The sequence below is a fragment of the Paraburkholderia rhynchosiae genome (assembly GCF_002879865.1).
Lineage (GTDB): Bacteria > Pseudomonadota > Gammaproteobacteria > Burkholderiales > Burkholderiaceae > Paraburkholderia > Paraburkholderia rhynchosiae.
Genome location: NZ_PNXY01000015.1, coordinates 144,510 through 170,423 on the forward strand (window position 1 = coordinate 144,510; position 25,914 = coordinate 170,423).

Genomic DNA, 25,914 nt, shown 5'->3' on the forward strand with positions numbered 1-25,914 from the left:
CCGGAGCTACTTCTTCACCGCCCGCTGCCGGACCGCCTCGAACAGACACACGCCGCTTGCTACCGACACGTTCAGACTTTCCACTGTGCCGGCCATCGGAATCTGCATGACGACGTCGCAGGTCTCGCGCGTGAGGCGGCGCATGCCCTCGCCTTCGGCCCCCATCACGAGCGCAACGGGGCCGTCGAGCTCCGTGTCATAGAGGCTTTTGGTGGCCTCGCCAGCCGTGCCGACGACCCACACGCCCGCGTCCTTCAATTCGCGCAGCGCACGCGCCAGGTTCGTCACGGTGATGTACGGCACGGTGTCGGCGGCGCCGCTCGCGACCTTCGCGGCCGTTGCGTTCAGGCCGACCGCGCGGTCGCGCGGCGCGATCACCGCGTGCGCGCCGGCGGCATCGGCAACGCGCAGGCAGGCGCCCAGATTGTGCGGATCGGTTACGCCGTCCAGCACGAGAAGAAGCGGCGAGCCGTTGATGCCGTCGAGCAATTCGGCCAGATTCTGCGCGAGCGGCATGTCGCCCGCACGCGCCACCACGCCCTGGTGACGCTCGGTGTGTGCAAGCCCCCACAGACGCGTTTCGTCGGCGGCGATCAGACGCACGCCGGCTTCCTTCGCCGCGTGCAGGAACTCGGTCATCCGACGGTCCTTGCGCGTCGCGTCGTAATAGACATCTTCGACGGTCGACGCATCATGTCGAATACGCGCGGTGACTGCGTGGAAACCGTATAAAACCTTGAAACGTGCCATGACTGATACAACCTTTGATTGAGCGCGACATCGAAGCGCGCTGCTGTGATGAATACGTGTGCCTGTCTGCGACCGGACCAGCGTATGAAGCCGGCGTTAAGCGCGGACCAAACGAACACCGCGCGCAACCGGCACGTATGAACGTACCCGCTGCGCGCGGTTCAAGCTGCGAGGCCGCTTCAGCGCTTCTTGCGCGCCGTCGGCTTGGGTGCCGGTTTGACCGCCGCGCCATGCTTCTTCGCAGCGCGCGCGGCGCGTGCTTCCTTGACAGCGACGGTTTGCGCGGGTGCCGCCTTCTTGCGACGCGCGCCCGGCGCCGGCGCGCCGCCTTCCACCGGCGGCAAGGCGCGCACGCGCGCGCCGCCGTTTTCACCCGATGACTTGTCGGCCGCCGCTATGCCACGAACCGGATGCGGCTTGATCGGTGTGTCGCGCACGAGGCGGAAGTCGATCTTGCGCGCGTCGAGATCGACGCGGCTCACCTGCACGCGCACGCGATCCGACAGCCGGTAGCGAATGCCGGTGCGCTCGCCGCGCAGTTCGTTCTTGATCTCGTCGTACTGGAAGTAGTCAGAGCCCAGTTCGGTGACGTGCACGAGGCCTTCGATGAAGAGCGAATCCAGCTGCACGAAAATGCCGAACGACGTCACGCCGTTCACCATGCCGCCATACTCTTCACCAAGTTTGTCGCGCATGAAGTAGCACTTGAGCCACGCTTCGACATCGCGCGATGCTTCGTCGGCGCGACGCTCGTTGGCCGAGCAATGCAGACCGAGTTCTTCCCAGATCGCCACGTCGTTCGAGCGCGAGCGGCCGCGTTTCTCTTCATCGGCCTGTTGCATGGCGCGAGCGCGCGGTGACAGCGCCGTATTCAGCTCGACGCCTTGCGCCGCCTCCGGCTGATACTTGCGGCCCTGCAGGATCGCGTAGATCGCGCGGTGCGTGAGCAGATCGGGATAACGGCGGATCGGGCTCGTGAAATGCGCGTACGCCTCATATGCGAGTCCGAAGTGGCCGATGTTGTCCGGGCTATAGACGGCCTGTTGCATCGAGCGCAGCAGCATGGTTTGCAGCATCTGCGCGTCGGGCCGGTCGCGGATTTGCGCCATCAGCGCGGCGTAATCGCTTGCATGCGGCTTGTCGCCGCCGCCGAGCGTGAGGCCCATGCCGCGCAGGAACGTACGCAAATTCTCGAGCTTTTCCGCGGTCGGACCGGCATGCACGCGGAACAGACCGGGATGCTTGTTGCGCTTGAGGAAGTCGGCGGCGCACACGTTCGCGGCCAGCATGCATTCCTCGATCAGCTTGTGCGCGTCGTTGCGCGTGCGCGGCACGATCTGTTCGATCTTGCCCTGCGCATTGCAGACGATATAGGTCTCGGTCGTGTCGAAGTCGATCGCGCCGCGTTTCTGACGTGCGGCGAATAGCGACTTGTAGACGCCGTAGAGGTTCTGCAATTGCGGCAGCAGCGCGGCGCGGCGCGCGGCTTCCGGACCCTTGGTGTTCTTCAGCACCGCGGCGACTTCGGTGTAAGTCAGACGCGCGGCCGAATGCATCACGCCAGGATAGAACTGATATGCCTTCACTTCGCCGCGCGCGGTGACGATCATGTCGCACACCAGTACGCAACGGTCGACGTTCGGATTCAGCGAGCACAAGCCGTTCGACAGCTTCTCCGGCAGCATCGGAATCACGCGGCGCGGGAAATAGACCGAGGTGCTGCGTTCGGTCGCGTCGGCATCGAGCCCGCTCTTCGGATACACGTAATGCGAGACGTCCGCGATCGCGACGATCAGGCGAAAGCCCTCGCCGCGGCCCACCTTGACGGGCTCGCAATACACCGCGTCGTCGAAGTCGCGCGCGTCTTCGCCGTCGATCGTAACCAGCGGCACATCGCGCAGATCGATACGATGCCGTGCGTCCGCCGGACGAACCTCGTCGGGAAGTTTCGCGGCTTCATCGAGCGCGCTCTGGCTGAACTCGTGCGGCACGCCGTACTTGCGCACCGCGATTTCGATTTCCATGCCAGGGTCGTCGATATCGCCCAGCACTTCCGCCACGCGGCCAAGCGGCTGCGAATGACGGCTCGGAAAATCAGTCAGTTCGACCACCACCACCTGGCCGACCTTGGCCTTCTTGGTGTTCTGCTGGATCAGGATGTCGTGACCGATGCGCTTGTCTTCGGGCGCGACGATCAGCGCGCCGTTCTCATTCAGCAGGCGTCCGATCACGCGCTTGTTGGCGCGGTCCGTCACTTCGACGATATGCCCTTCCGGCCGCCCGCGCCGGTCATAGCCGACGATGCGCGCGAGCACGCGGTCGTTGTGCATGACCTTCTGCATCTCGCCGGTGGGCAGGAACAGGTCGTCCTGGCCGTCGTCGCGGATCAGGAAGCCGTAACCGTCGCGATGACCCTGCACGCGGCCCGCGACGAAGTTCGACGGATGAGTCAGCTGATAGAGATTGCGCTGATCGAGCCGGATCTGGCCGTCGCGCTCCATGGCGCCCAGGCGCTTGAAAAATCCTTCGCGCTCCTGGCGCTTGATCGACAGGGCTTCGGCGATCTCGTTCGCGGCGAGCGGCGCTTCGCTCGTACGCAAGACACCCAGGATTTCTTCGCGGCTCGGAATCGGATACGGAAATTTGCTCAAGGGCTTGTCGATGATTTTTTCTCGTTGCATGGACGTCGGTCGGCGATGTGGCTCGGCTTAAGAAGCGTTTGCGTGGCGCCTGAACGGCGCTTGCTGTTGCACTGAAAGACTGTCTCGGGTCCGGCTCGTTCAAGGCTGAGTCCGACGGACTTGTGCACCGTGCCAACGAACTACTGCGAGGCATTCTAACACCCGTCTCGCGCGCCACGCGGGCTGTCAATAGTCGCCGGGAAGCCTGTGGCGGCGCCCCGGCACGTCGTTTAAGCAAGTTTTGAGAAACGCTTGACAGACATCATTCTGTCGCTATAATGGCGGTCTTTGCTGTTCATCACCTGCCCAGGTGGCGAAATTGGTAGACGCACTAGGTTCAGGTCCTAGCGGTGGCAACACTGTGGAGGTTCGAGTCCTCTCTTGGGCACCAAGATTCAAAACTAAAGCCGCCATGTTGCATTGGGCGGCTTTAGTTTTTGTGTGAGGCGTTCTTTGCCTGAGGTCATGCGGTCCGATTGCCGTTCGTCGGCGTTGGTTGCAGGGTCGGCGGGAAGGCTTGTCTGGCGGTTGGCGTTGTGAAGGTCTGCAACGCCCTACCGGCGGACCAAAGACCGAGTTTGTTGTGCAGTGGGGATTGACACACTGCATCAGCCCGCTAAAATAGCGGTCTAGCTTGAAGACGTGCCCAGGTGGCGGAATTGGTAGACGCACTAGGTTCAGGTCCTAGCGGTGGCAACACCGTGGAGGTTCGAGTCCTCTCCTGGGCACCACAAGGCTGTTTAGCGTAGTACAGAGAAGTCCAGAAGACCCCGTAAATTGTTGAATTTGCGGGGTTTTTTGTTTATTGCCGTCCAAGCCGGAACACGGCAAGCCACGTGCAGATGAGTGCGTTTTTGAGTACATTGAAAGTTCGAGATCACACAATGTACTCACCATGCCCCTCACTGTCCGAGAAGTCGAAGCAGCCCGGCCCCGGCCGAAGCCCTACGGTATCGCCGATGGCGACGGTCTCGTCCTCTGGGTAACCCCGGAGGGCAGCAAGTTCTGGCATTTCCGCTATCGCCTGCACGGCAAGCAACCGCGCATCTCGTTAGGACGCTTCCCCGACGTTACGCTTCAGAAAGCAAGGCAGCAGGCCGCGACATACCGGACGCTCGTCGCCGACGGCGCCGACCCTCGCGCGAAGCGACGGATCGAGCGCCAGCGGGCGGACACCAGCGACGATGGCACGTTCAGGGTAGCCGCTGAGCTCTGGTACAAGAGCAAACAGGATGCGGGCCGATCCGCCTCGACGCTCGACAAGATCCGAACATACCTGGACAAGGACATTCTGGTCGAGCTCGGCTCCATCAAGCTGGTGAACATCACACGCGCAGACTGCGCCCGCGTCCAGGCGCGGTTCGAAAAGCGCGACGCCCTCAATGTATCGAAGAAGGCCCGCGGCTGGCTGCGCGAAATCTTCAGTCAGGCCATCGCACGCGGCCAGTGCGAGTTCAATCCGGCATCCGAGCTCAAGGTCATTGCGAAACCCGCCCGAAAAGCAAGACCCTATCCCCACCTCCTCGAACCGGAACTGCCCGATTTCCTGCGTGCGCTCGAGAAATCAACGAGTCGCCTCATCGCCTACGTCGCGGCTTGGATGACGATCTGGACGGCGAGCCGTCCCGGTATGGTCCGCTATGCCGAATGGACCGAGGTTGATCTCGACGGCGCGCTGTGGACGATCTCGGCCGAAAAAATGAAGATGCGCCGCAGCCACGTCACGCCCCTCCCGTCGCAACTGGTCAATGCGCTCGGGGAGCTCAAAAAGCTGACAGGCCGTCACCAGTACGTTTTCCCAGGAATCGGGACGAAGCACGAGGTCATCAGCGAGAACACTATCAACCTCGTGTTTTCGAAGATTGGCTACAAGGGCCGCATGGTCGGTCACGGAATACGCCATACGGCGAGTACCCTCCTTCGCGAGCACGGTTGGGTAAAGGATCACGTCGAAACTCAGCTGGCCCATCTTGAGGAAGGCATTGCCGGCGACTACAACCACGCCAGGTATCTGGCGCAACGTCGCGCGATGGTCCAGTGGTACGCCGACTACCTTGATGCGCTGAAGGCCGATATGCACCCCGCCAAGCAGCAGTCATTTGCCCAACGGGTCAACAGGATACCCGTGCAATCGACCTCTACGCCTTCGCAAACGCTCGACAACGACGAAATCGCAGCCTGATGAAACCGCGGTTCGTTGCTTCAACGTTATTCACCGGGTCCGATGGCAACGGCGGGAGCTACGTCTATAGCGTGCACGGGCCGCCGCATGTCGACGATCTATGCAGCCAGTAATGCGGGACAATGTGCAGCGGGCAGGTGTCGCCGTGTAGCACACTTCAACCGTGACACGCTGAGCGACTTCTCGGAGATTGATTGCCAAACGCAGAATGGGACACGACTGAGCCATGAACGACAAAGAACAGAGCACGAGCGAGCTGTGGCTGGAAGCGCACGCGCCCGGCTTTCGGGATCTTCCCGACCCTGATCGCCGCGCCATGTTCGAGTTCGCCTTTCTTTGGACCCTCTTCGAAGCACAGGTCATGGACAATTTCGCCCGTGCCGACCGCATCCGGGAGCGAGCCGACGCCTGGGCGGCGGACGGTACGCTTGAAGCTGATCTCTACGAGGCGGAGCTTGCTTACTTTCGGAACCGTTACTTCGCCGATGGCGCCCCGACCCATCGCTTCCCTTATCTGAACCTTCGCCCCTCCGACCATCCCGACCTCGTTCAGACTGTGCTTGAGGGCGCGAATGACGACCCACGCGACAAGGTTCTGTGCCTGCTGATGATCATTTGGAGACTGCGCAACAATCTATTCCATGGTGCCAAATGGGCTTACCAGCTTCGCGATCAGCGGGAGAATTTCACGCAGGCGAACAGAGTCCTGATGCGAATGCTTGAACGCCATGGCCGGCTGGGGTAGCGTCAAATATTCACCCACCCAGCTTACTCGATCCTATGCAGGTGTATCGATCGCCCTAAGATCCGTCGGTACACGGCGCCCGGGTCAATGCTCCTTCTAGGCGTTGATGATGTCCAGCCAGGAACGGCAATCTATCGGTGCCGCTCGGGTTCCCGTGTAAGCAAGCACCGGCACCTACGACAGGCTGCGATAAGATAACCAACAATACCTACCGTGTTAAGCCGGCTTCGGGGAAAGAATGCCAAGCGAAAAAAATGTAAAACGCAACAAGGCATCACTTGATCACAGGTTTGAGTTCGTCGAAGACGCCATCGCGCCGGGAGACCGGGCCGCCCTTCGGCCGGCCGTCTTCGAGGTCGAGGAAAAGACATCCGGCGCAGAACGCAACCTGAAGCTCTGGCGCAAGACGGGCACGGCGCTTGATGATGATCTCCGACAGCTCTGGCTGCACGAGATGCGGCAGGTGCAGCGAGTGATGTCGTACGAGGGTGCTCGCGAGGTCATTGTCGACGTCCTAGAGTTCGTGGAAGACAAGTCCGATTTCGGTGTCGTCCTTGAACGGACAGGGCGACCACTCGCCGAGATGCTCAGACGCGCTTCTCGCCAGCACTGGCTGAACAATCTCCGTGCGCCCCGTGCACGGCTCCTCTTCTGGCGCAATGTCAGGCGACTTGTCACAGCGCTTGGAATTGTCCACGCGCAAGGTCTCGTGCATGGTGCGGTTGGCCACGACGCGGTGATGACGGAAGGCGCGGACGAGCCGGATTTCCGGCTGGGGGGCTTCGAGTGGAGCCTGTGGTTGACTCCCGACGCAACGGACCGGTCACATGCGAAGCTCGGATCAGCCACCGCTGAACGCAGATCGGAGCGCTATTCGTTCGCCGAGGACTGGCAGTCGTTGGGCCAGATGATCGCAGACTGTCTAGACTGCATCGTCCGGGAATCGGGCGATGTCATGCCGGCCGGGCGACATAGCCCCGCCATTGAGCTCAACACGGCCGAACGTCTGCTGTTGCTGCGCCTCGTGAGGCCGGCGAGAATGGATCAGCTCGACGCCGGATCAATCGGACGTGCAATTGATGATCTGCTCGCGAACGTTGCACAGTCCGCCTCGACGCGCGCCGGGACCTTCATCCTCTGCATTCCGTCGAACCCGAACGTCAGCGATGCCGTGTACACGGCAACCGACGGGGAAATTCCCGCTGATGAACACCGGCGTCAGCTCGACTGGATCCGTGCCGACCTCGACGGCGGCGCAACACTGCTGGTGCCTCGATCCTTCGATCCCGCAACCGATGCCATCCGGCTGGTGACATCGACCATGGTCTACAGGCTAACTGCCTTCCTTGACGACGGAGCCGCTCTGTGGGACATCGCAGTCTGCAGAAAGGCGGAGCTGCGGAACGGCACGTTCAGTCTTGGCGAGACCGACGAACATGCTCTGGTACAGACCGTGACAATAGTGAGGAACGCGCGTGACGCTCGCGAGACACGCGACCGGCTTGGCGCCGATACGCTCGACTGGAGCACTTTCGCCAGCCCGGCACGTGACGCAATCGGGCCCGACGAGCGTGACACCGTGCGCAATGCACTGCTGCTTGTGCAAACCGTAGAAGCGGTTGTCAAGGCGCTGGAAGTCTATCCTGTGCAGGTTCTAGCAACCGAGGTACACAAGGGCCGTCGTTCTGTGCTCCTGCGTGCCGAGCCCGGTAACGAGCGCGACCGTATCGCAAAAAGGATCGGCCTGACCGAAAGCGCCGTTGCACTCAAATGGCTGTTCGAGGACGACCGCCGCGATGCCGAAGCGAAATGGCAACTCTGTCGTGCCGCCGGCCTGGGATCCACACGAACCAGCGACGTGGTCGCCAGCTTTGTCGAAGCACTGGAGCATCGCGGCATCCAGGCATACCGCTTTGAGATCGACGAAGACCTTGAGAACCAGGGGCCCTATTTTCTCCGAACGGAGCGCGACGCCGGAACAGAGCAGGCCATTTCTCGGCGCCTGCGTAACATCAAGGCACTCGACACGCGTGCGGACCTCGTCGACATGCTGGCCGATCCATGGCGCGTACGCAGATCCAGCCGTGAGGAATTCAGCCAGGAGGCACGCCGGGACGAAGCCTTTCTGGATCTTGACCCGCCCAAGCAGAAGGCCCTGATCGGCCTCTGGTCGACGCTTCCGTCGTTTTTCGTCGTGGGGCCGCCTGGCGTTGGCAAAACCAGGCTGGCGACCGAAGTGGTCAGACGCCAGTTTGCCCACGATAGCTCAACGCGCATGCTGATAACCGCGCAGGGCCATGACGCGCTCGACAATCTTCAAAAAAAGATCGGGGAGACGCTCGGCGAGGCAGGACAGCATGACGTTCTGATCGTCCGGTCGACTACATCCGAGCGTCGACCGACGAGCGGTGAGGAAGTCCATCGGACGGGTTTGGACTATCTGGAGCGCCTTTCGCAAAGCACGCTTGCGAGAACGGCACCGGAACCACTTCGCGCGCGCATTGCGGAACTGCGCGATGCCGCCGGTCGCATGGAACGTGCGAAGGACACCATCACTCGGGAGCAGCGGTCCGGCCTCGGCGCGGTCTCACATCTGATACTCGATGCGGCGAACATCGTCATCTCCACTGCCAATTCATCCGACATCGAAAGCCTCGTCGAGGCCCGGCAGCAGTTCGACTGGGTCATCGTCGAAGAGGCAGCCAAAGCGACCGGACCTGAACTGGTTGGCCCGCTCATGCTTTCAGGCCGCCGCCTCCTGATTGGCGACCACCGGCAATTGCCGCCGTTTGAGTCGGAACGGCTTGTGCGCATTCTGCGCGACCAGAGCCTCGTGAGCGAGGCCTTGCAGATCGCTGGGCAATACGTAGGCTCCCTGTTGCACGACGGTGAACTCGACGAGCTCGAACTGATCGCCTCGGATGCCGCCATCCTGAAAGCATCGGCAGACATGGCCCTGAGGCTGCTCGAACCGTTTCGCACCTTCGTCGAGAACGACGAGCGACGTCGCCACGGCAACCCGACGCACCGGCCGATCTCGGAAACGCTCACCGAGCAGAGACGGATGGATCCGGCCATCGCCGAGGTCGTGTCCCACGCGTTTTACGGCGGACAACTCCAGACGGCCGCCAGTCGGGCGAAAGCTGCCGAGACGCAGGCGTCCCCCGTCGTTCAGCTTGGCGCGCTCCCCCGTTCCCCCATTGTCGTCGTCAATTTTCCGCACGTGAGCTCGACCGGCCGCGCAACAGAAATCGAACGTGGAAAGCCTCGCTGGCACAACCCCGCCGAGGTGGAGGCAATCATGAACGTATTGCGTCATCTGCGGGCCCACGAAACCGCGAAGCCGCCGACGCTCGCCATACTCTCGCCCTACAAGGCGCAAGTCGACAAGATCCAGGAGCAGCTGTCATCGCGCAGATCTGGTGACCTGCAGCACCTGAACCATTTCAAACCCGTGCGAAGCGATGGCGCACTGGTCGGAACGGTCGACTCTTTTCAGGGTAGCGAGGCCGATGTCGTCATTCTCTCGCTCGTGCGAAACAATCCACGCAATGCCTTGGGCTTCCTGCGCGACCGACGGCGCATGAACGTTGCGCTCAGTCGCGCCAAAACACAATTGATCATCGTCGGCAGCCTCGATTTCCTCGCCGAGGCGGTCCGGGCAGTCAACCCGGACGCGGAAGATCACGACCTTTCTTTTCTCGCCCTGATGGCTGAGGCGATCCGCAAGCTTGAAGACCAGAAACGAAATGATGTCGCGCTCGCCCGCTCGATAGGCCCCGATACGCTAAAGGAGCGTGTATGAGCGTATTGATCGCAGTCCCGGTATTCCGGGTCAGTTGCAGGGTCGGAATCGACCGCGGACGGTCATGGAGTGTCATTGACGAACTCGTGTTGTGGGCCATCGTGCGCGAGCCCCGCTCGATCGCCACGCTTGCCCGCGAAGCTGATCTGCCACACCAGGTCATCATTGCATCCATCGCGCGCCTGATGCGCTTTCGCCTTGTTGAGGTCACGCTGAGTGGCGACAGTGTCGCCTTCCGCGCAAGCGAATTCGGATTTCGGACCGTGGCCAGCGGCGAAACCCTGCCATTTTTCCCTAAACGCGTTTCACGACGCGTCAGCTTTGTCATTGATGCAGCGACGGGTGATTTCTTCCCGACGCGTGAAGTGCGCCTCATACCGGGACACCGGCTCGACCGGGAGCGTCAGGCTGGATATGAAGTCCGGATTGTCCACGTCGAAGGTGGCGCTCCTTCGATGTCCCATGAAGCCAACATGGGCCGTCTGTCCGATATCGCCGTCCGGGGATGGGACGAACAGGTCGCGACAATAGACGGCAAGACCGCTGTCTTGCGGGACGACGAGTTTATGGTGTTACGTGTCATCGATGGAATCCCTAAGGGTCTGCCTGAATCGGCAGGCGCGAACATTCGCGATCTCGTCGCCCAGGCTGCGACGCTGCCACCTGGCACGAAACACCTCACCGTGACCTACGCGGGTGAACCGGACGCGCCTGACACCACGCTCACGAGTCATGCCTGCCCATTTGAGCCGTCCGATCTTGTCATTGGTGGATCGGCGCACAGACAATGTCTTGTGTCACTCCTCGCAAGCGCTCACAGGCGCGTCATCATCCATTCCACGTTCCTCGACCCCGACCGCTTCAGGGACCTGATGGACGCGATACGGACCGCATGTGTGCGTGGCGTGACGTTTGACCTGCTCTGGGGCGCTGAGCTGGATGATGAGACGGAGCGAAAACATGCTGCCGCAGCTGTCGCGATCGCGCGGCTTGTGCGGGAAGACGAGGTTTTGAAAGGCCGCGTGCGCGTGCACATGAGGACCACCGGATCACACGCCAAACTAATCCTGCTGGATACCGCGCACGACGGTTGGATCGCAGGCGTCGGTTCATGCAACTGGCTATCGTCCCCTTTCGAGGCTGTCGAGATGTCAATTGTGCTTCGGGATCAACAGTCCGTCGCAGACGTCGCCGTGGCCATCCAGCGACTGGCGGGACGCCGCGGCCTGTCCGATGATATTGCCACCGAGATGTCGACGCTTGCCCGTGACCTGCGGCGCATGCCGGCAATGGACGGCGCCGGTCGTGTCGCGCTTGTTGTGGGTGACGCGCACGACCGTCTGATACGTGCCGCTAGCAGTGCGGCGGTGACGCGGTTTGTCGTGGGCAGTCACCGACTGGGCTCGACAGCAAGACCGGGGGCGTTAATGCAAGGGGAGAAGGCGGCTCAACGCCCCGGCGTGCGGACCGTCGTTTTCTATACGCGCACGACAGGCCCACTGAAGAACCGGCACGCCAAGGCGCTCGCTGAAGAAGCAGGACTCAACGGCGTGATTCTTGCGAAAGCGGGGAAGATCCCCTCGCACGGGAAGTTCGTCGCATGGGATGACGACAATCTGGTCGTCACGAGCCTGAACTGGGCATCTGCATCGGCAGATCCCGACTTCCCCTGCGGCGAAGTCGGCGTGCACATCTGCGCGCCGGGCATTGCCGCCCACGCGCTGACCCGTCTCGAGGAAATATTCCCTGAACTGGCGCAGGACGCCGGGTCCTTTGCCAGGCAGTAAAGCCATCGCGAGCAGCCGTTGCGGCCGCACTGCCTGCTGCCGCCTAGGCTTCGTCTCGGTGCCGCGGAGGCCATACGTCGGCGCCACGAGGCAACCAGAGCAGACTCAGTGTGGCATCGTACTGCCCGGCGTGAATCTTCATTTCCCGCAGCGACATCTGAGGATCGGCATGCCCAAACCAGACCGAGGCGCGAATCTCCGCGCCCCGTCGGTCATGTCTGATATCCGGGTTGGCCGCGAGGGACTGTTCGGGCACGGGGATGACGTGGCCGCGCGTCCTGAAGAACGCACCCGCCCGGAAAGCCGGCTCGCTCGACCATGCCCAGTTGATGAAGCCGTCGTTGGACATCACCAGGACGGCTTTTTCGTCGGTGTACTGCAGCCACTTCAGCACTGCGGCCGTGAGTGACACGCCATACCGGTCCGCGCAATGGCTCAACGCGTCGAGATCAACACCGGAAGAAAGCTGCGCGCGAAAATCGTCGAGCGGCATCAGCAGATAGGAAGCAAACAGGTCGGCCTGTGCCTCAATATCGCGATCGTCCTGCGACCAGTTCAGCATATCGGCGTCGCTGCACTGGAACGATTCCCTGTTGAGCCGGTGAAGAATGTAGTGCCCCAGCTCATGCGCCTGGGTGAACCGGATCCTGCCGGGCGACGAGACCGTTTCGTTGTAGAGCAGCAGCCAGCGCCTGCGCTCCTCGTCTGGCAGAAGCGCCCCCTCAAATCCCCGGATATCGGCCGGTTCCACCTGGGTAATCGGATCGCTCCATCCGAATACGCGCGCGGCTTCCAGAGCCAGCGTTGGCACATCAACCGGAAACCGGTCGACGCCGTGTGCGAGCGCAAAGGCTTCCGTGACGCGCACGAGGCGGGTCGCGGCGCGCGGCGGCGTCCAGGGTTCGGCCATCACTAATTCTTCTTGAACGTGTTGAGTATCCTGCGAAGCTGTTCCTTCGCCTCCGGATCGAGCTTCTGGTAGCCGCGGAAGAATGCCTCATCGAGATGGCGCTCTTCAGGCGCGCGCACGTCCTCCTCAATGAAGTACGACGTGGCTACCCCGAGTACATCGGCCAGTGCAGTCAGTTTTTCGGCCGACGGTCTTTGCGACTCACGGTTTTCGAGTTCCCAGAGATAGCTCTTGCTCATCCCTGCCAGTTCGGCCAGCTTCTCCAGCGTAAGTTGCCGCTCCTTTCGAAGCTTCCGCAATTTCTCACCGAGACGTGTCGCCATCATCGCGTCTCCCAACAGATTAGGTGTCAACCTAATATACCACGGTACCGAACTTTTCGTTTGACAATCGAAAGATCTGATGTAACATCATGAAAGTTCGCTATTCCGAACTTTCGATCTGGACTTCCCGATATGCTGGCAAGGAGCGCGTCGATCCCGACCGAACTCAACCTCGCACCGCCGCAGAGACCATATGCCACTGAGCAATACCGATATCCGATACTACGACAGCACCGTATTGCGTCTGCCTTCCGACAGGCGCACGGCGTATCACGAGCAGGTCGACCGGCTTGTGGCGGCGCTGAGCAAAAAGCTTCACGAACAGACGGACATCAAGATCACGAAAGTGGTCAAGGCAGGCTCGTTCGCCAAGTACACGATCCTGCGCAAAACCTCGGAGGACCCGGTCGACGTCGACGTGGTGTTCTATATCTCGGGACGCAGCGTAAGCCAGGAAACGCTCGCGAGCCTTAGCCAGACCATCTACGACGGGTTGATCAAGCTCTATCCGAACAAGTCCGTCGAGGACTTTCAGATCCAGCGCAAGGCAGCCACCGTCACCTTTGCTGGCAGCGGCCTGAGCGTCGACATCGTGCCTGTGATCGAAGACCCCACGCGTGCGGGTTACGGATGGCAGTTCGACATCCATGATGGCACCCGCGTGCAAACCTGCGCGCCATGCCAGATCAGGTTCGTGCGTGAGCGAAAGAACGCGGATCCAGACTTTCGCACGCTGGTGCGTCTGGCGAAGAAGTGGCGCAACCGCGTCGAACTCAAGCCGCTCAAGTCGTTTGCGATCGAACTGATCATGGCGCACGTTCTGGCAAAGAACGGCACGGCCGGCTCGCTCGAGAAACGTTTCCGCGACTTCCTGCTGTACATCGCCCAGTCGGGGTTGAAGGAGGCCATCACGTTCCCCGAGAACGGCAACGTTGTCCCGACTTTTCCCGATCCCGTGGTGATCATCGATCCCGTCTGCAACACCAACAATGTTGCCAGCCGGATTTCGGAGGCGGAGCGCAAGGAGATTGTTGCAGCGGCACACGAGGCATGGGAAACGGCCGTGTTCGCCTCGACCGAAGACGATATCGAAATCTGGAAAGAACTGTTCGGACCGCGCTTCACGGTCGGGGAATCAGCATGAGCGAGACCTACGCATCCACCGAAACCTATTCGGTTGCCGATATCGAAATCGTCATGCGGCGCGTTTGCGCCGACCTGCTGATGATCGCGGGAAGCACCAAAGCGGTGACCGAAGAAAAAGCAAGGAACTGGGCTCACGATATCGAGGTCCTGGCGAAGAACGGATATCTCAGGATGGTCGACCTCACCCTCCTGTACGCGGGAGTCGAAATCCGGGCGGCGCGCTTTGTCGTAAATACCGATTCTGGTGAGCTGTCCTCAAGCCGCCCTGGCGGTGTCCTTTGGCCGGAAATCCCTGGTGCCGAACTGCGCATCATCCTGTCTTACACCGGTGCGTACGACGCGGTGGCTAAGGAAAAGACGAAGAATCGCCTGCGCATCGGCTGGGTCGCAAGCAGCGCCGACACGAGCCATGCAGGCCTGACGTCGGGTATCGGCCGCGATTACATGAGCAACGGATACGGCATGCAGCGAAAGGATTTCAACTGATGACTCAGACGATCATTTTCGATGCCAAAACGCCGCTGCCCGATGCGGGCCTCGCGGCGCGCGAAAAAACGCTGCTGGGTTTTGACGCACGTTATACACAGATCCACGACCAGCTTCGCCTGCTGCTCAATCTGGGCGATCTGGCAGAGTGGAGCAAAAAGCACCACAGGAAAAAGCTGGCCTTGTGCGATCTTGTCGCCGAACAGTATCCGCTCGTGATCTTTCATGGCGATGTCGGCACCGGCAAGACGGCGACGGCCGAATGCATCGCAAACAGGCTGGCCAGGGAGTCTCGCACAGAAGACTCCCTGCTCTTCAGGCTCAGCAACCGCGTGCGCGGCAGCGGCAAGGTCGGCGAGATGGGCACGCTCCTGACCCAAGCTTTTCAGGAGATTACGCAATCGGCAGGCAAGACGCGCCGCGCGATTCTTGTGATCGATGAAGGCGACTCGCTGGCAGCAGCGCGCACGCAGGAGCATAGCCATCACGAAGACAAGGTAGCGGTCAACACGCTGATCCAGTGTATCGACGATCTGCGCCGCTTCGGGGGCCGTGTTGTTGTATTCCTTTGCACCAATCGTCTGTCGGTGCTGGATGCGGCCTTACAGCGCCGCGCCGCCGTCATCGAGGAATTCACGCGCCCCGGCGACGCCGAGCGGCGCGAGCTGTTCTCGATGGATCTCGAAGGACTGGGTCTCACGCAGCAGCAGATCGAGGATCTCGTGGCTGTTACGGGCGCCCGCTCCAAACTGCCGCCGTGGACCTATTCGGATATCCGCACGCGTCTGTATCCCTCCGCAATGGCCAAGGCGTTTCCGAACAACCCGCTCGCCTTCAGGCATCTTCACGAAGCCGCGTTGTCGTTGCGCCCGTCGCCCATCATGGAGGACAGGTAATGACCCGATCCGCCCTCTTTGGCCGTCGCGTCCACATTACCGGCAGCATTTCAGGGGATCTTGCGCTCGCGTCAGCGGACGAAGTCAGGCGCGCTCGCGCAATCGTCGAGTCGCTGGTGAAGGAACTGATTCGCAGGGGTGCGATGTTCGTCATCCCCGTCGACGCGGAAAAGCTTCGCGAGGACGGCTTGCCCATCTGTTTCGACTGGCTGGTGTGGGAAACTGTCCACAAGCATTTGCATGCCCGTCCCGAGGGTGCGCCGAGCCCGCTTGTCATTGCGGTCAAGCATCACAAGACTGAAACGCAGATTCCCGAACAGTACGCGGCACTGTGGAGCTCGCTACGCGGCTCGCCAATGGTCCAGATCGAAAGCTCGGCACTGTGGAACATGAACAGCAAGCGCATGGAAATGCAGGCGCGTCATGGCGACATGCTCATCACCCTCGGCGGCGGTGAGGGCGTTCTGTTCCTGGCCAACATCTATCACGATGCAGGCAAGCCCGTAATTCCGTTGAACCTGAAGCTCGGATCGGCGCAATCAGGCTCACTTCGCCTCTTTGATTTCGGGCTTGCAGGAAACAATGCGACGCGTCTGTTCCAGACGGACACCGCGCTGTCTTCACACGGGTGGCTCAACCGGCTTGAGATGCCACCCAGGCAGGCCGTACCGGAGAGCGTCGATGACCTGATGGCATTGCTTGAGGCATTGGCGCCGCCCAAGGCATTTGTGGTCCGGCTCCTCAACCCTGAGCACGAGGACTTCAAGGACGTGCAGGCATTCTTCGACACCGTCGTGAAACCCGTCATCGAAGACGAATTGCGGTACAAGATGATCACCGTCGACGGGTACCAGGCCTTCGATCACGCCCGCATCGATCAGGAAATTTTCGCAAAGCTCCATCGCAGCAGCATTGTCCTCGCTGACATAACGGGCTCGCGGCCAAACTGTTTTCTGGAACTCGGCTATGCGCTTGGTCGCGGCCTGCCGACCATGTTGATGGCGAAGGCAGGCACCGCGCACCCATTCGACATCACCACGTTTTCCGGTCATCACTGGAAGACGACGGGAAGTGTCGAGGAGCGGCGCCGCGAGCTTCGGAAACATTGGGAGGCAGTCAGAAACCGCCCCACCCTCGTCCCCACGGAGCCGCTAATTCCATGACCAGCTCGCGCGAAATCTATATATCGGTCGATGTCGAAACTGCCGGACCGATTCCAGCGGAATACAGCCTTCTCTCGATCGGCGCCTGCAACGCAGAGGAGCCAGCACAGACCTTTGCATGCGAACTGAAGCCGACCACCCGCAATGCTGACCCCGCTGCGCTGAAGGTCACCGGGTTATCACTGGAGCGGCTTGAACACGATGGGCTTGAACCACACGCCGCCATGCAGTCCTTCCAGGAATGGGTTGAGCGCGTCGCAGGTGCTGACGGAAGCCCTGTTTTCGTTGGCTTTAATGCAGCCTTTGACTGGTCGTTTGTGAACTATTACTTCCACCGCTACCTGGGAAAGAATCCATTCGGCTTCGCTGCCCTTGACATTAAGTCCCTGTACATGGGCACCGTAAAGAGTACCTGGAGTGGGACACGTTCGCGCCAGATTGCGGCGGCTCTAAAGCCGTCGCTCAAGGGCGATCACGATGCGCTGCATGATGCTCTTTACCAGGCCGAGCTTTTCCGGGCTATTCGAGCCTTAGAATAGCCCGGGAACGATCGGGTCTATCGCATGTGCTGATATCGACCTTAGGTCGTGCATCTTCAGGCAGCAACTGAAAGACCTCATCGTGGAACAGTGACCTGTAGGGACCGCGCGTGACGGTTTCTGGCTTCGCAAACATGGACGCCAACCCTAGGCGTGCGGCATCCTGAGAGAACATCTCGAACTCCTGGGCACTGAAGACGCGGTACGGGCACTCTGACAGCAGCAATGGTGGCAATCTCTCCCGTTCCAACTCGTCCACGACAAGTCTCCGCAACTCGGGCTCGATTAGAGGATGACCCAATCGCCAGTTTTCCAACGTCACGATCGCGTTAAAAAACGGCAAGTCACGATTGGGAAAGTCACGTCTAACGCCAGTCCGGGCTTCGTGAATGTTCTTGTAGTTCTGAACGACGAACTGGGCCATCTTTCGCAGGTCTTCTGCGAAATGCTCGTGGTCCATGTCCGCCTTTGCCGTAAGCCTGATTCGCTTCGTCTTGCATTCAATGAAAACGTGACAGCCTTCATCGCTAACATGCCAGTCTGAGCCGGCTCGCCCGTGCCCTTTCTTCACGTCAAAAGACGTCTCTGCCATCACACGAAACGTCGGCGCTGTGAGCACTGTCTTCAGAACATCGCCAACGTAATGTTCAAAAGCAGTCCCGAAAGCTTTTCCGAAGCCCGAACGGCCCTTCGCGACGTCGTAGTACACCCCATCCGTAATTCGCCACAGGAGCAACTTGCTGCTGAAACCGAACACTATCTGTGGACGCTCGGAGCTGTAAAACAACGGCTTTCCACGAAGTGGGTTGTACGTTAGCGCCCAAGTCTTGTCATATTTCTGCTCCGCTCGAATTTGTGAGCGCAATTCGTCTCGCTCGGCCGCGCAAAGTTCGAAGAATCGGTCAACATGATCTCGTGGAACCTCGGGAAGCCGGTAGTAGTCTCGCCACTGTACTCCCATCTGGTAACCCAGAGAGCCTGCGATCGCAATCCCCATAATGTAAAGACTTTGGAGCGACATTCGCAGATCTCCTTCTACGGCTTCTTTTGTAAGAGGATGCGCGAAAATCTTTCTGTAGCGCGCGGCCTTACCCAAGAAATCCTCATCCTGCCATTGAAATTGCTCATGAAACAATGTGAAAACGATCTTCATCGCCGCATGGGGCGAGCTCACATTCTTCGCCGAAATCGTATTCTTTATCTTCCTAATGTAGTTGATGCTCTTCGGCACGAAGTTTCTCTCTATCACTCCGTTCGCGAAAAACGGTCGATGACATCGCAACAGAACTTCTCGCGCTAGGAGTTCGAGCTCCCAGTCGTGAATTTCGCAATTTGACTGCGTTTCGCCTGAAGATGAGGTCTGCTCTCCAATCCTACTAAACGAGTTCCACACTAGGTGGCAGGCCCCTGCAACTGGCTGCTTGCGCAAAAACTCGCTAAATTTCTTATAATTTTCACGCATTGAATTTTCGCTCGCTCCTAATCAAGGTCGTGGACGTCAATTGCCGGTGATATGGTGCTGGACTATGCTCTACGCAGTCGGCCAACTCGTCGCGGCGTTGTGAAGCGCGCTCGAAAGGGCTCGACGATTGCCGGGTCAACCGCAACGGGCAGTACCGGGAGTCCGCGATCGCGAAACCATGCGAATCGGTGCCGCCCGTTTGAAAAAACCACTTCGCCGCGGCTCAGGCCGATCTCCGGTACCTGAACGGGGCGATGCAGATTTGCCGCGAGCCACTCTCCGAAGAATGCATAGCGATTATCCGTGCCGCCCTTGCCACCAGGCCCAACATAGAGGCCCTTATCGTGCTGCCATGATGCGTCGATTGCATTGACGGACACCCAAACGACGGGATCAGCAGGGATGCTGTGTGTCCATACCAGTCGTTCGAAATTCACTTTCATTGCCCCTCAAAAGCGCGGTCCTCAGATCCGCGGAGATGATCACGACCGTCATGGCGCGAGCGGCTCGTCGTGTTCTTTGCCAAACTCTCCGATATCGGGTTTTCACCGTCACCTGATCGCCGTTGATGCTGCCACCCGCATATTCGATAACGAGCGCGATATGGGAAACTGAATTTAGCGGTCACCGACCGTTCGCGAGGGTGCAGCAGTCATCATCGATGAATATGCAATTAAATGTAACAAGATTGTATCTCTCTCGACCAGCAAAGCTGCATTGATGTCACCGTGCTGAACGACGTGTCATGGTGTCCCCTGCGGTCGTCCATTGCCGGCAGCCTGGCTCCGTGGATAATCGTCAATGGCGATTGCAACCCGGAGGGGTAAAAATGGATCAGGTAATGCGCATGAAGGATGTCGTCAAAAAGATCGGCCTCTGTCGAGCCACGATCTACGCAATGATCAGCCGCGGAGAATTTCCGCGCCCCATCCGAATCGGAGAACGTGCAACAGGGTGGCGTGAGTCGGAACTTGAAGCATGGCTCTCGAACCGAACCTCGGCGCGAGAGCGATCGGCACCAGCGCTACCATCGGGCCGCTGATTCTCTGCCTGCAACGTCACTAGCCCACAGCCAGCATCGTGCCCCGGCATCCCGACGCGCCGCACCGGCAGACATCGCTTAGCCGCGCATCTTCGTCGGCAGGCTCGTCAACGACCAGTTGGTAGTCCAGAAAGAGTTCATCGCCGGGTGCGATCGCGGTCGACGCGTGGATAAACACGCGGCTTTCGATCTCGATCGCCTCACAATTGGCGTTGCATGAGTGATTCAACCAGCGCGCGCTGTTTCCCCGATGTCCGCCGTCGATCACGCGTCCGTCCGACAGGCCGAAGAAATACGTGTGGCCAGCGGTGCCAGTACTTTCATGGTGTCTGATGGCCGTCGTCCACGTGAGCGTCTCACCCTTATATTCGAAGATCCGTTCGCCGGCTTCCAGTGCGCGTAACGCAAAAACGCCACGCCCATGCACGGGTGAGCGTCGGACGACTACACGCCGCGCAATGCCCTGTCTATTCGCTTTTTTCATCGCAGAAGTATACAGCGGCAAATTGCAACCTACGTGTACTTCTTGAAGTACTTCGCCATGTTCCATACCGCAATCACGATCATCACTGACACCGGCCAGAAGAGGAGATAGATCGGCAGCCGTACCGGCGCGGCGAGCCAGATAACCGCAGTCAACGGTATTACGCCGAACGTCAGGAAGTGCTTGGCGTGATGGTAGCGGGTCGCCGACTCATGCCCGCCCTGAGCGCGCCTCAAGTCTCGCGCGACCAGCCCGTCAAGCACAGCAACGGCAATCGCCAGTGCGAACTGTGGAATCGTCATCGCGAGCATGGCGAAGCGAACCCCGAAGAGCTTTAGCCCGTACATCGCCACCACGAGCCCTTCACGGGTCGCTCCTGAGAACGCCGGACGCAAATAGGAGCCCAGACCATGCGACGGCAGGACGCCTGCGTCCCATGACCTTGCCGACGCATCCACGCCGGTCCAGCCGAACCAGCCCCAGTACGCGGCATCGGCCGCGCGCGCCGCCAGCCCGGGATTGGTCGTCTCGCTCAGGTAATAGCGCAGGAGCTCCTGCATGCCGCTCACCGGATCTTCGCGCCACAGGTAGTGGGCGGCAGCCAGATCGGCCACCACCGCGAGGATGCTCGCCAGCAGCAACCAGAGGACCGCGTGAATGGCCAGATCGACAACCCAGAAAAAAGACTTCACGCCATCGGCATTGCCGTCGCGCGTTTTCGTCGCCATGGTCGCCTCTATCGTCAGAACCCGGCACCCTTGCCTTGCACGGCCCAGGGACCAGAGGTCGGCGCCTCTGTCTTTGCATTCGCATCGACCGGCAGGAAGGTGCCCACCGAGCCGCCGATGGCATCGGGCGAGACGCCTCCCGTCTCATCGAACGGCGATACCGCCTGGACGTACGACGCATAGCGAGACCGCATGTCGGCCACCACATCGTCGAGTCCGGGAAGCATGATCGGGTCATGCGCCTCAAGCAGCGGCAGCCGCACCTTCACAAGCTGGCCGCCCTCGATGAGCGCAAACGCCTGGCCCTTGGGCAACTGCGTCAGGTCGGACGCCTGCAGCATCGGCACCTCTCGCACCGAGATCTGGTCATGCGTCTGCGCGGTGAAATGTACGCCCTCGCCGCGCCGCACGGCGTCCGTCGCCGACGAGGCGAGCGTCAGCGATTTGACGTCCACCATCGGAAGCTGGTCAGTCAGGATCTTCGCGGTTGTGATGTATTTCACGCGCAGCATCACGAGCGTGTTGAAATTCCCGAAAATCTGCTCGGCCTTCGCGCGCGAGCCGATCTTCGCCTCGAGATCGGCGCTTGTCTGCGTGTAGGCCGTAACCTGATACCCCGCGCCGCCCGCCTTGTTGACCATCGGCACGAACTCGTCGCCGACCAGCTCGTTAAACTCGTCCGCATGGATCGAGACGCGCCGCCTGGCGCCTCCCGTGCTCTGTCCGTAGCTGTGCCCATACTTGTAGATGCGACCGGCTGTCGACGTCAGATCCGCGAACATCGCGTTGCCCACCACCCCCGCCACCTCGAAATCCGACAGGGCGTCGAGCCCGACGTAGACAATCCCGCCCCGGTCCATCACGCGATTCCAGTCAAACACGGGCCGCGGATCATGCGGATCATCATAGTCGGGCGACAGCAGCTCCGATGTCCGGCCTGTGGTGAGCTTTTCCAGGAGCGGATACAGCGACGAGACCAGCTTGTCGAAGTACGAGCGCTCGTTGCTGATGACCGAGAGCAGCCCGTTGGCGATCGGATCGGCCCAGCCCTGCTGCCGGATCAGGTTGGCCACCTGCAGTACTTCCTGGTTGCGTTGCAGTCGCATCGCCTGCTTCGCCTCTTCCTTGTCCAGCGGCTCCAGCCCATCCTTCCATCCCGCGTGATCGCGGTCGAGCCAGAAGCGAAAGTACCGTAACGCGAGCGCGTCGATGTTCACGGCATTGCGGTAGATCATCTCGTAGGTGGGCCGAATACCAAGCGCACTCATCGCCCGCGCCATCACGTTCACGAAGCGCCAGACGAAGTCCCGGAACGCGGCCGACTGCCCCTCCTTCGGCAGATTGCCGGCGATACGTGTGGCTACCTCCGTGATCCGCGAGTATGTGCCGATCGGGCTGTAGCGCGCCGATCTGTCGGGATAGCCCAGATGAAAAAACGTGAACTCGCCTTCCCGTCCGCAACGTTTCGCCTCGGCGTACATACGCAGCAGCAGGTCGACGTCCCCTTTCGGATCGAACACGATCACGATGTCGCCGCGGCGGATGTCCTGGGCAACGAGGACCTCGCACAGCCGGGTCTTGCCCACGCGCGTCGTGCCCAGCACCGCCATGTGCCCCACACGCTCGCCGATGTCGAACCAGATGTCGCGCTCGTCCGGTTCGACGCCATGCAGTGCGGGGTCTCCTCCGACCGGCGGCAACGGCGCGACGGGATTCCACCATGCCTCGCGACGCGTCACACGCGCGATCCGGCTCGCCGGATACCGACGCTCGTGATCGCGCGCCCGGTCGTACAGGTCATTGCGTGCCAGCAGCCGGCGATTTTCGGGAAACCGGGCCTGATGCAGGCGCTGCGTGTGAATGACGCTCCAGCGAAAGCCCCGCCCGAGAAACACTTCCTTCAATGAGCACGGAATGTCAGCTGCAGGGATCACATACTGCGGCAAGCGTCGGAGATTGCGCTGGAAACGGATCAGCCGCCATGCCTGTCGCCCGCGAATGCAGGCCAGTGACAGCAGCGCGACGGTCGTGACGCCGCCCGTGGCCGGCGTGATCAGAAAGAGTGCTGGGTGAGACCAGAGCACGCCGGTCGCCGCGAGCGCAGCAACGGCTGATAGCAGTTCGACAGGCCTGCGAAAGAGGTTCTCGACCGGATACGCCATCGCCGTTGTCCCGGTGCCCCGATCACCCAGCTGATTGCGGTGAATCCGCGTCTTCGGATACGACCGCCTTCTCCTTCGACTGGATCATCGCGTTCGGCGGCGGCACGGGATTGAAAAACCGCTCCGGCTCGGGAACCAGCATCACGGATAGCTGGCGGCCACCCGCGCCCTTGATGGTGTAGTGGAGCAGATACGAGCGCCCCGCACCGCCAGCATCCGCTGTTACCGGATAGCCGCACTTCTGGAAATCGCGCTGGACCTGCTTCCAGGGCTCCGGGGTCCGTCCATCTTCGGTGGGCGTCTGCTCGATCGCGTCCGGATGCGCCTGCGCGAAATCCCGGAAAATCGCGGGTGTGACAAGCAGCATCCCCTCCGGCACGAAATGTACACGGGCCATCGATTCGTTGTAGGGCAATGTGCCGGTCGCGATACCGCCCTGCACCCACGCCATGAACCGCTCGGCATTGGGGCGCGGCTGCCGGGCACCCGCGCGGGCGGCGACGGATCGTGACGGAGCCCGCGCCTTCTCGCGCGGGCGGACCGGCGCGCTCACCTGGTCCGGTATGTGCGCATCGGCTCTGCCCTTACCGTGACCGACGATCGCTTCGTCATCGAGCACGGCGGCGCTCTCGGCGTCCGGCAGATACGCCGGCTCGCCTTCGTCGCTGGACGACGCACCGGCATCGGAAGCGGTCCTCTCCTGCGGCGCGGACGAGACATCGTCTGCTCTACATTGAGCCCGCCGATCCGGTTCTTCGCACACGGTTGACGCTGCGAACTCTGGCGCGTCGACGCGGTGCTCTACCACCTTCGTCACCGGGTCCGCGACGGGCGGCGACGCTTGCTGCGCAGACTCTGCCTGCGCGTCCGATCCGCCGTCATCAATGAGGTCGACACGTTCAGCCGTCGGGGTCGGCTGGGCGCCCACTTCGATGACCTGAACCGAGCCCGCCGGCAACGCACGCGGATAGCAAGCGGGATCGGCGTAAAGCCGATCGAGCGGAAAGCGCAGGACGGTGAAGGTCTGCTGCCAGGCGCCAATCTTCACCGTGATGGTCCAGATGGCGCCGCCCTCGGGCGTCGGCACGAGTGCACCGTATTCCTGCCACGTGTCGAAGAGCCGGTTGTTGTCCGACGGGATTCCTGCCGCGCCGGCCAGCTGCTGCTCGTGCGTCGCGACGTAAGTGCGCACGGCCTCTACCAGCGTTTTTGCCACACACCAAAGCGATTCGCCGTCGCAATAACCGGTCGCTCCCGCGCGGTTGAGGGGCACGCCGCCCTCGGCCAGAAACCCACGCAGCCCCTCCATCAACCGCTCGATCAGCGGGACCGCACGCGCCGTCGCGAATCGCGTGCGCGGACCGGCGAGCAGGTTTTCCGCGACCGAGCGGCGATCTGCGTCGCCCACGATCTTCGCGAGCGCGCTATCTTTCGACCTTGCCTCACCGGACAGATACGCCGCCAGCTCGTTCAGCACCGGCGGATACTGGGCCAGCCAGCTCAACGACGCCGATGGCACAAGACGCGGCAGCAGCACGATGGCCAGACGCGAATGGGCACCGTAATCGCGCTCGCCAGGCTCCGGGAAATCGACGCAATACCATTCACCGCCCTGCTCGCTCATGCTGCCGGCCATCGGCACCCAGGGTCGGACATGATGCCCGGCAGCCAGTTCGATTTTCAGGTCCGCGAGTGGCTTGCCGATGTCGTGCAGCAACGCCCCGAGCAGAACAGCATAACTGCACCGCGCGCCATGCTGCATCTGGTCTTCGGGACTCGCCCCGAGCGGCAACCGGTAACCCTCACGGAAATGCAGCGCATAACGCGCCACCTCGAGCAGGTGGATCAACAGGCCGCCCGGCTGCGCATGATGATGAGACTCCGAGGCGGGCATAAGTTGCACAAATTCGGCGAGCCGCTGCAGCAACGGCTCGAGGTCGCGCTGCTCGCTGTCGAAAGACAGAGCCAGACTGCTGGCGATACGCCGGAGCGCGCCCTCGACGCCCGTTCGCCGGATCAGCTCACGATAACCGAGTACCGGCAGATACTGCGGCGAAGGCGGCACGCTGCGCCTCGCAGGCGGCGCGGGCGGCATAGCTTGCGACATCGGCGGCGGCACCGGCGGCGTCGCGTGCGCCATCGACGGTCGTGGCGTTTTCAACCAGTTAAGGGCATCGACTAAAGCCATGTGTGATTTCCAGCAGAACGGGAGAACAGGACTGTCCTCGGTCATGGGGCGCGCGACTCGACGCGTCGCATGGCTCAACCGTACGCACTGGGTAGCAGCGCCTGCCGCAAATAGCTGCACGAAAACGTACCGCCTCGCGCAGTCATGCTGCCGGGCGGCCCGCTTTCATCCGGAGCGACCCATTGGTCCTTTCCTGGCCTTCTGCGGCAAGGCGCGCGGCGCTTTTCTCCCTTGCTCCACGCCCTTTTTTCCCCTTCACCGTTTGAGCCTTTGAGCGGGTGATGCGATCCATCCCAGCATCATCCGCGGCCTTTGGATTGGGCCCTTCCCTTTACGAGGTCCTTTGTTCCCCTTGCCTTTGCGGCTTTCTCCGGATGCCTTTGTCCCGCACTGGACAGCGCGTCCGCTATCGGCTCCTGTCTCTTATACACATCT

Annotated in this window: 20 protein-coding genes and 2 tRNA genes; 12 read left to right on the forward strand and 10 right to left on the reverse strand. The window is 61.1% G+C overall.

Going from position 1 to position 25,914, the window contains the following annotated elements; genetic code table 11:
• Positions 1-6 precede the first annotated feature (6 nt).
• The gene (rlmB, locus tag C0Z16_RS21585) at positions 7-750 is read right to left on the reverse strand and encodes a 23S rRNA (guanosine(2251)-2'-O)-methyltransferase RlmB (protein WP_102634120.1); all 744 of its coding nucleotides are present in this window, start codon (positions 748-750) and stop codon (positions 7-9) included.
• A gap of 179 nt (positions 751-929) precedes the next feature.
• On the reverse strand, positions 930-3,431 hold the full coding sequence (gene rnr, locus C0Z16_RS21590) for a ribonuclease R (RefSeq protein ID WP_102634121.1): 2,502 nt from the start codon (positions 3,429-3,431) through the stop codon (positions 930-932).
• A 304-nt stretch (positions 3,432-3,735) separates the two neighbouring features.
• Between rnr and C0Z16_RS21595 the strand changes: the two genes are divergently transcribed.
• From C0Z16_RS21595 to C0Z16_RS21620, 6 genes are all read left to right on the forward strand, one after another.
• Positions 3,736-3,822, forward strand: a tRNA-Leu gene (locus C0Z16_RS21595).
• 253 nt (positions 3,823-4,075) lie between these two features.
• A tRNA-Leu gene (locus C0Z16_RS21600) sits at positions 4,076-4,162 on the forward strand.
• 164 nt (positions 4,163-4,326) lie between these two features.
• Complete coding sequence (locus C0Z16_RS21605) at positions 4,327-5,613, forward strand: tyrosine-type recombinase/integrase (RefSeq protein WP_102634122.1); 1,287 nt, start codon at positions 4,327-4,329, stop codon at positions 5,611-5,613.
• A gap of 226 nt (positions 5,614-5,839) precedes the next feature.
• Entirely contained in the window at positions 5,840-6,358 is a 519-nt protein-coding gene (locus C0Z16_RS21610; RefSeq protein ID WP_102634123.1) for a hypothetical protein, read from the forward strand.
• Positions 6,359-6,596: 238 nt separating this feature from the next.
• Positions 6,597-10,163 carry a DEAD/DEAH box helicase gene (locus C0Z16_RS21615; protein ID WP_102634124.1) on the forward strand — a complete coding sequence of 1,189 codons (3,567 nt, stop codon included), beginning with the start codon at positions 6,597-6,599 and terminating at the stop codon, positions 10,161-10,163.
• The gene (locus C0Z16_RS21620; RefSeq protein WP_102634125.1) at positions 10,160-11,950 is read left to right on the forward strand and encodes a phospholipase D-like domain-containing protein; all 1,791 of its coding nucleotides are present in this window, start codon (positions 10,160-10,162) and stop codon (positions 11,948-11,950) included. Before C0Z16_RS21615 ends, C0Z16_RS21620 begins: the two co-directional genes overlap by 4 nt.
• A gap of 43 nt (positions 11,951-11,993) precedes the next feature.
• Here the strand turns inward: C0Z16_RS21620 and C0Z16_RS21625 are convergent, their stop codons facing one another.
• Both C0Z16_RS21625 and C0Z16_RS21630 read right to left on the reverse strand, forming a co-directional pair.
• Positions 11,994-12,860 (reverse strand): ImmA/IrrE family metallo-endopeptidase, encoded by an 867-nt coding sequence (locus C0Z16_RS21625; RefSeq protein WP_102634126.1) that lies wholly within the window; start codon positions 12,858-12,860, stop codon positions 11,994-11,996.
• A 2-nt stretch (positions 12,861-12,862) separates the two neighbouring features.
• On the reverse strand, positions 12,863-13,183 hold the full coding sequence (locus tag C0Z16_RS21630) for a helix-turn-helix domain-containing protein (protein ID WP_102634149.1): 321 nt from the start codon (positions 13,181-13,183) through the stop codon (positions 12,863-12,865).
• Positions 13,184-13,376: 193 nt separating this feature from the next.
• On the opposite strand from C0Z16_RS21630, the gene C0Z16_RS21635 reads away from it, so the two are divergent.
• From C0Z16_RS21635 to C0Z16_RS21655, 5 genes are read left to right on the forward strand one after another with little or no spacing between them, the layout of a single operon-like run.
• Positions 13,377-14,327, forward strand: a complete 951-nt coding sequence (locus C0Z16_RS21635) for a CBASS oligonucleotide cyclase (RefSeq protein WP_102634127.1) — start codon at positions 13,377-13,379, stop codon at positions 14,325-14,327.
• Positions 14,324-14,815: an HORMA-1 domain-containing protein gene (locus C0Z16_RS21640; RefSeq protein WP_175130652.1), complete on the forward strand. Its 492-nt coding sequence runs from the start codon at positions 14,324-14,326 to the stop codon at positions 14,813-14,815. Before C0Z16_RS21635 ends, C0Z16_RS21640 begins: the two co-directional genes overlap by 4 nt.
• Positions 14,815-15,711, forward strand: coding sequence for an AAA family ATPase (locus C0Z16_RS21645; protein ID WP_102634128.1), 897 nt, complete (start codon positions 14,815-14,817; stop codon positions 15,709-15,711). The genes C0Z16_RS21640 and C0Z16_RS21645 overlap by 1 nt, the downstream gene beginning before the upstream one ends.
• On the forward strand, positions 15,711-16,874 hold the full coding sequence (locus C0Z16_RS21650; protein WP_102634129.1) for a hypothetical protein: 1,164 nt from the start codon (positions 15,711-15,713) through the stop codon (positions 16,872-16,874). Before C0Z16_RS21645 ends, C0Z16_RS21650 begins: the two co-directional genes overlap by 1 nt.
• Entirely contained in the window at positions 16,871-17,413 is a 543-nt protein-coding gene (locus C0Z16_RS21655; RefSeq protein ID WP_102634130.1) for a 3'-5' exonuclease, read from the forward strand. Before C0Z16_RS21650 ends, C0Z16_RS21655 begins: the two co-directional genes overlap by 4 nt.
• Here the strand turns inward: C0Z16_RS21655 and C0Z16_RS21660 are convergent.
• Positions 17,394-18,644: a hypothetical protein gene (locus C0Z16_RS21660; protein WP_146014333.1), complete on the reverse strand. Its 1,251-nt coding sequence runs from the start codon at positions 18,642-18,644 to the stop codon at positions 17,394-17,396. The genes C0Z16_RS21655 and C0Z16_RS21660 overlap by 20 nt on opposite strands.
• A 293-nt stretch (positions 18,645-18,937) precedes the next feature.
• On the reverse strand, positions 18,938-19,318 hold the full coding sequence (locus tag C0Z16_RS21665; protein WP_102634132.1) for a hypothetical protein: 381 nt from the start codon (positions 19,316-19,318) through the stop codon (positions 18,938-18,940).
• Between the two features lie 404 nt (positions 19,319-19,722).
• On the opposite strand from C0Z16_RS21665, the gene C0Z16_RS21670 reads away from it, so the two are divergent.
• Positions 19,723-19,917: a helix-turn-helix transcriptional regulator gene (locus C0Z16_RS21670; protein ID WP_244201302.1), complete on the forward strand. Its 195-nt coding sequence runs from the start codon at positions 19,723-19,725 to the stop codon at positions 19,915-19,917.
• Between the two features lie 19 nt (positions 19,918-19,936).
• Here C0Z16_RS21670 and C0Z16_RS21675 read toward each other — a convergent pair whose 3' ends face one another.
• From C0Z16_RS21675 to mobH, 4 genes are read right to left on the reverse strand one after another with little or no spacing between them, the layout of a single operon-like run.
• Positions 19,937-20,401, reverse strand: a complete 465-nt coding sequence (locus C0Z16_RS21675) for an SET domain-containing protein (RefSeq protein ID WP_102634151.1) — start codon at positions 20,399-20,401, stop codon at positions 19,937-19,939.
• Between the two features lie 29 nt (positions 20,402-20,430).
• Complete coding sequence (locus C0Z16_RS21680; protein WP_102634134.1) at positions 20,431-21,129, reverse strand: DUF4400 domain-containing protein; 699 nt, start codon at positions 21,127-21,129, stop codon at positions 20,431-20,433.
• 14 nt (positions 21,130-21,143) lie between these two features.
• Positions 21,144-23,291, reverse strand: a complete 2,148-nt coding sequence (gene traD, locus C0Z16_RS21685) for a type IV conjugative transfer system coupling protein TraD (protein ID WP_102634135.1) — start codon at positions 23,289-23,291, stop codon at positions 21,144-21,146.
• A gap of 22 nt (positions 23,292-23,313) precedes the next feature.
• The gene (mobH, locus tag C0Z16_RS21690; RefSeq protein ID WP_102634136.1) at positions 23,314-25,479 is read right to left on the reverse strand and encodes a MobH family relaxase; all 2,166 of its coding nucleotides are present in this window, start codon (positions 25,477-25,479) and stop codon (positions 23,314-23,316) included.
• Positions 25,480-25,914 lie beyond the last annotated feature (435 nt).

Coding starts and splice junctions, on each gene's coding strand:
- C0Z16_RS21655 (WP_102634130.1), top strand. CDS start 16,871: ATGACCAGCTCGCGCGAAATCTATATATCGGTCGATGTCGAAACTGCC.
- C0Z16_RS21630 (WP_102634149.1), bottom strand. CDS start 13,183: ATGGCGACACGTCTCGGTGAGAAATTGCGGAAGCTTCGAAAGGAGCGG.
- C0Z16_RS21665 (WP_102634132.1), bottom strand. CDS start 19,318: ATGAAAGTGAATTTCGAACGACTGGTATGGACACACAGCATCCCTGCT.
- C0Z16_RS21675 (WP_102634151.1), bottom strand. CDS start 20,401: ATGAAAAAAGCGAATAGACAGGGCATTGCGCGGCGTGTAGTCGTCCGA.
- C0Z16_RS21615 (WP_102634124.1), top strand. CDS start 6,597: ATGCCAAGCGAAAAAAATGTAAAACGCAACAAGGCATCACTTGATCAC.
- C0Z16_RS21680 (WP_102634134.1), bottom strand. CDS start 21,129: ATGGCGACGAAAACGCGCGACGGCAATGCCGATGGCGTGAAGTCTTTT.
- C0Z16_RS21670 (WP_244201302.1), top strand. CDS start 19,723: ATGAAGGATGTCGTCAAAAAGATCGGCCTCTGTCGAGCCACGATCTAC.
- C0Z16_RS21610 (WP_102634123.1), top strand. CDS start 5,840: ATGAACGACAAAGAACAGAGCACGAGCGAGCTGTGGCTGGAAGCGCAC.
- traD (WP_102634135.1), bottom strand. CDS start 23,291: ATGGCGTATCCGGTCGAGAACCTCTTTCGCAGGCCTGTCGAACTGCTA.
- C0Z16_RS21640 (WP_175130652.1), top strand. CDS start 14,324: ATGAGCGAGACCTACGCATCCACCGAAACCTATTCGGTTGCCGATATC.
- C0Z16_RS21625 (WP_102634126.1), bottom strand. CDS start 12,860: ATGGCCGAACCCTGGACGCCGCCGCGCGCCGCGACCCGCCTCGTGCGC.
- C0Z16_RS21645 (WP_102634128.1), top strand. CDS start 14,815: ATGACTCAGACGATCATTTTCGATGCCAAAACGCCGCTGCCCGATGCG.
- rnr (WP_102634121.1), bottom strand. CDS start 3,431: ATGCAACGAGAAAAAATCATCGACAAGCCCTTGAGCAAATTTCCGTAT.
- C0Z16_RS21605 (WP_102634122.1), top strand. CDS start 4,327: ATGCCCCTCACTGTCCGAGAAGTCGAAGCAGCCCGGCCCCGGCCGAAG.
- C0Z16_RS21635 (WP_102634127.1), top strand. CDS start 13,377: ATGCCACTGAGCAATACCGATATCCGATACTACGACAGCACCGTATTG.
- mobH (WP_102634136.1), bottom strand. CDS start 25,479: ATGGCTTTAGTCGATGCCCTTAACTGGTTGAAAACGCCACGACCGTCG.
- rlmB (WP_102634120.1), bottom strand. CDS start 750: ATGGCACGTTTCAAGGTTTTATACGGTTTCCACGCAGTCACCGCGCGT.
- C0Z16_RS21650 (WP_102634129.1), top strand. CDS start 15,711: ATGACCCGATCCGCCCTCTTTGGCCGTCGCGTCCACATTACCGGCAGC.
- C0Z16_RS21620 (WP_102634125.1), top strand. CDS start 10,160: ATGAGCGTATTGATCGCAGTCCCGGTATTCCGGGTCAGTTGCAGGGTC.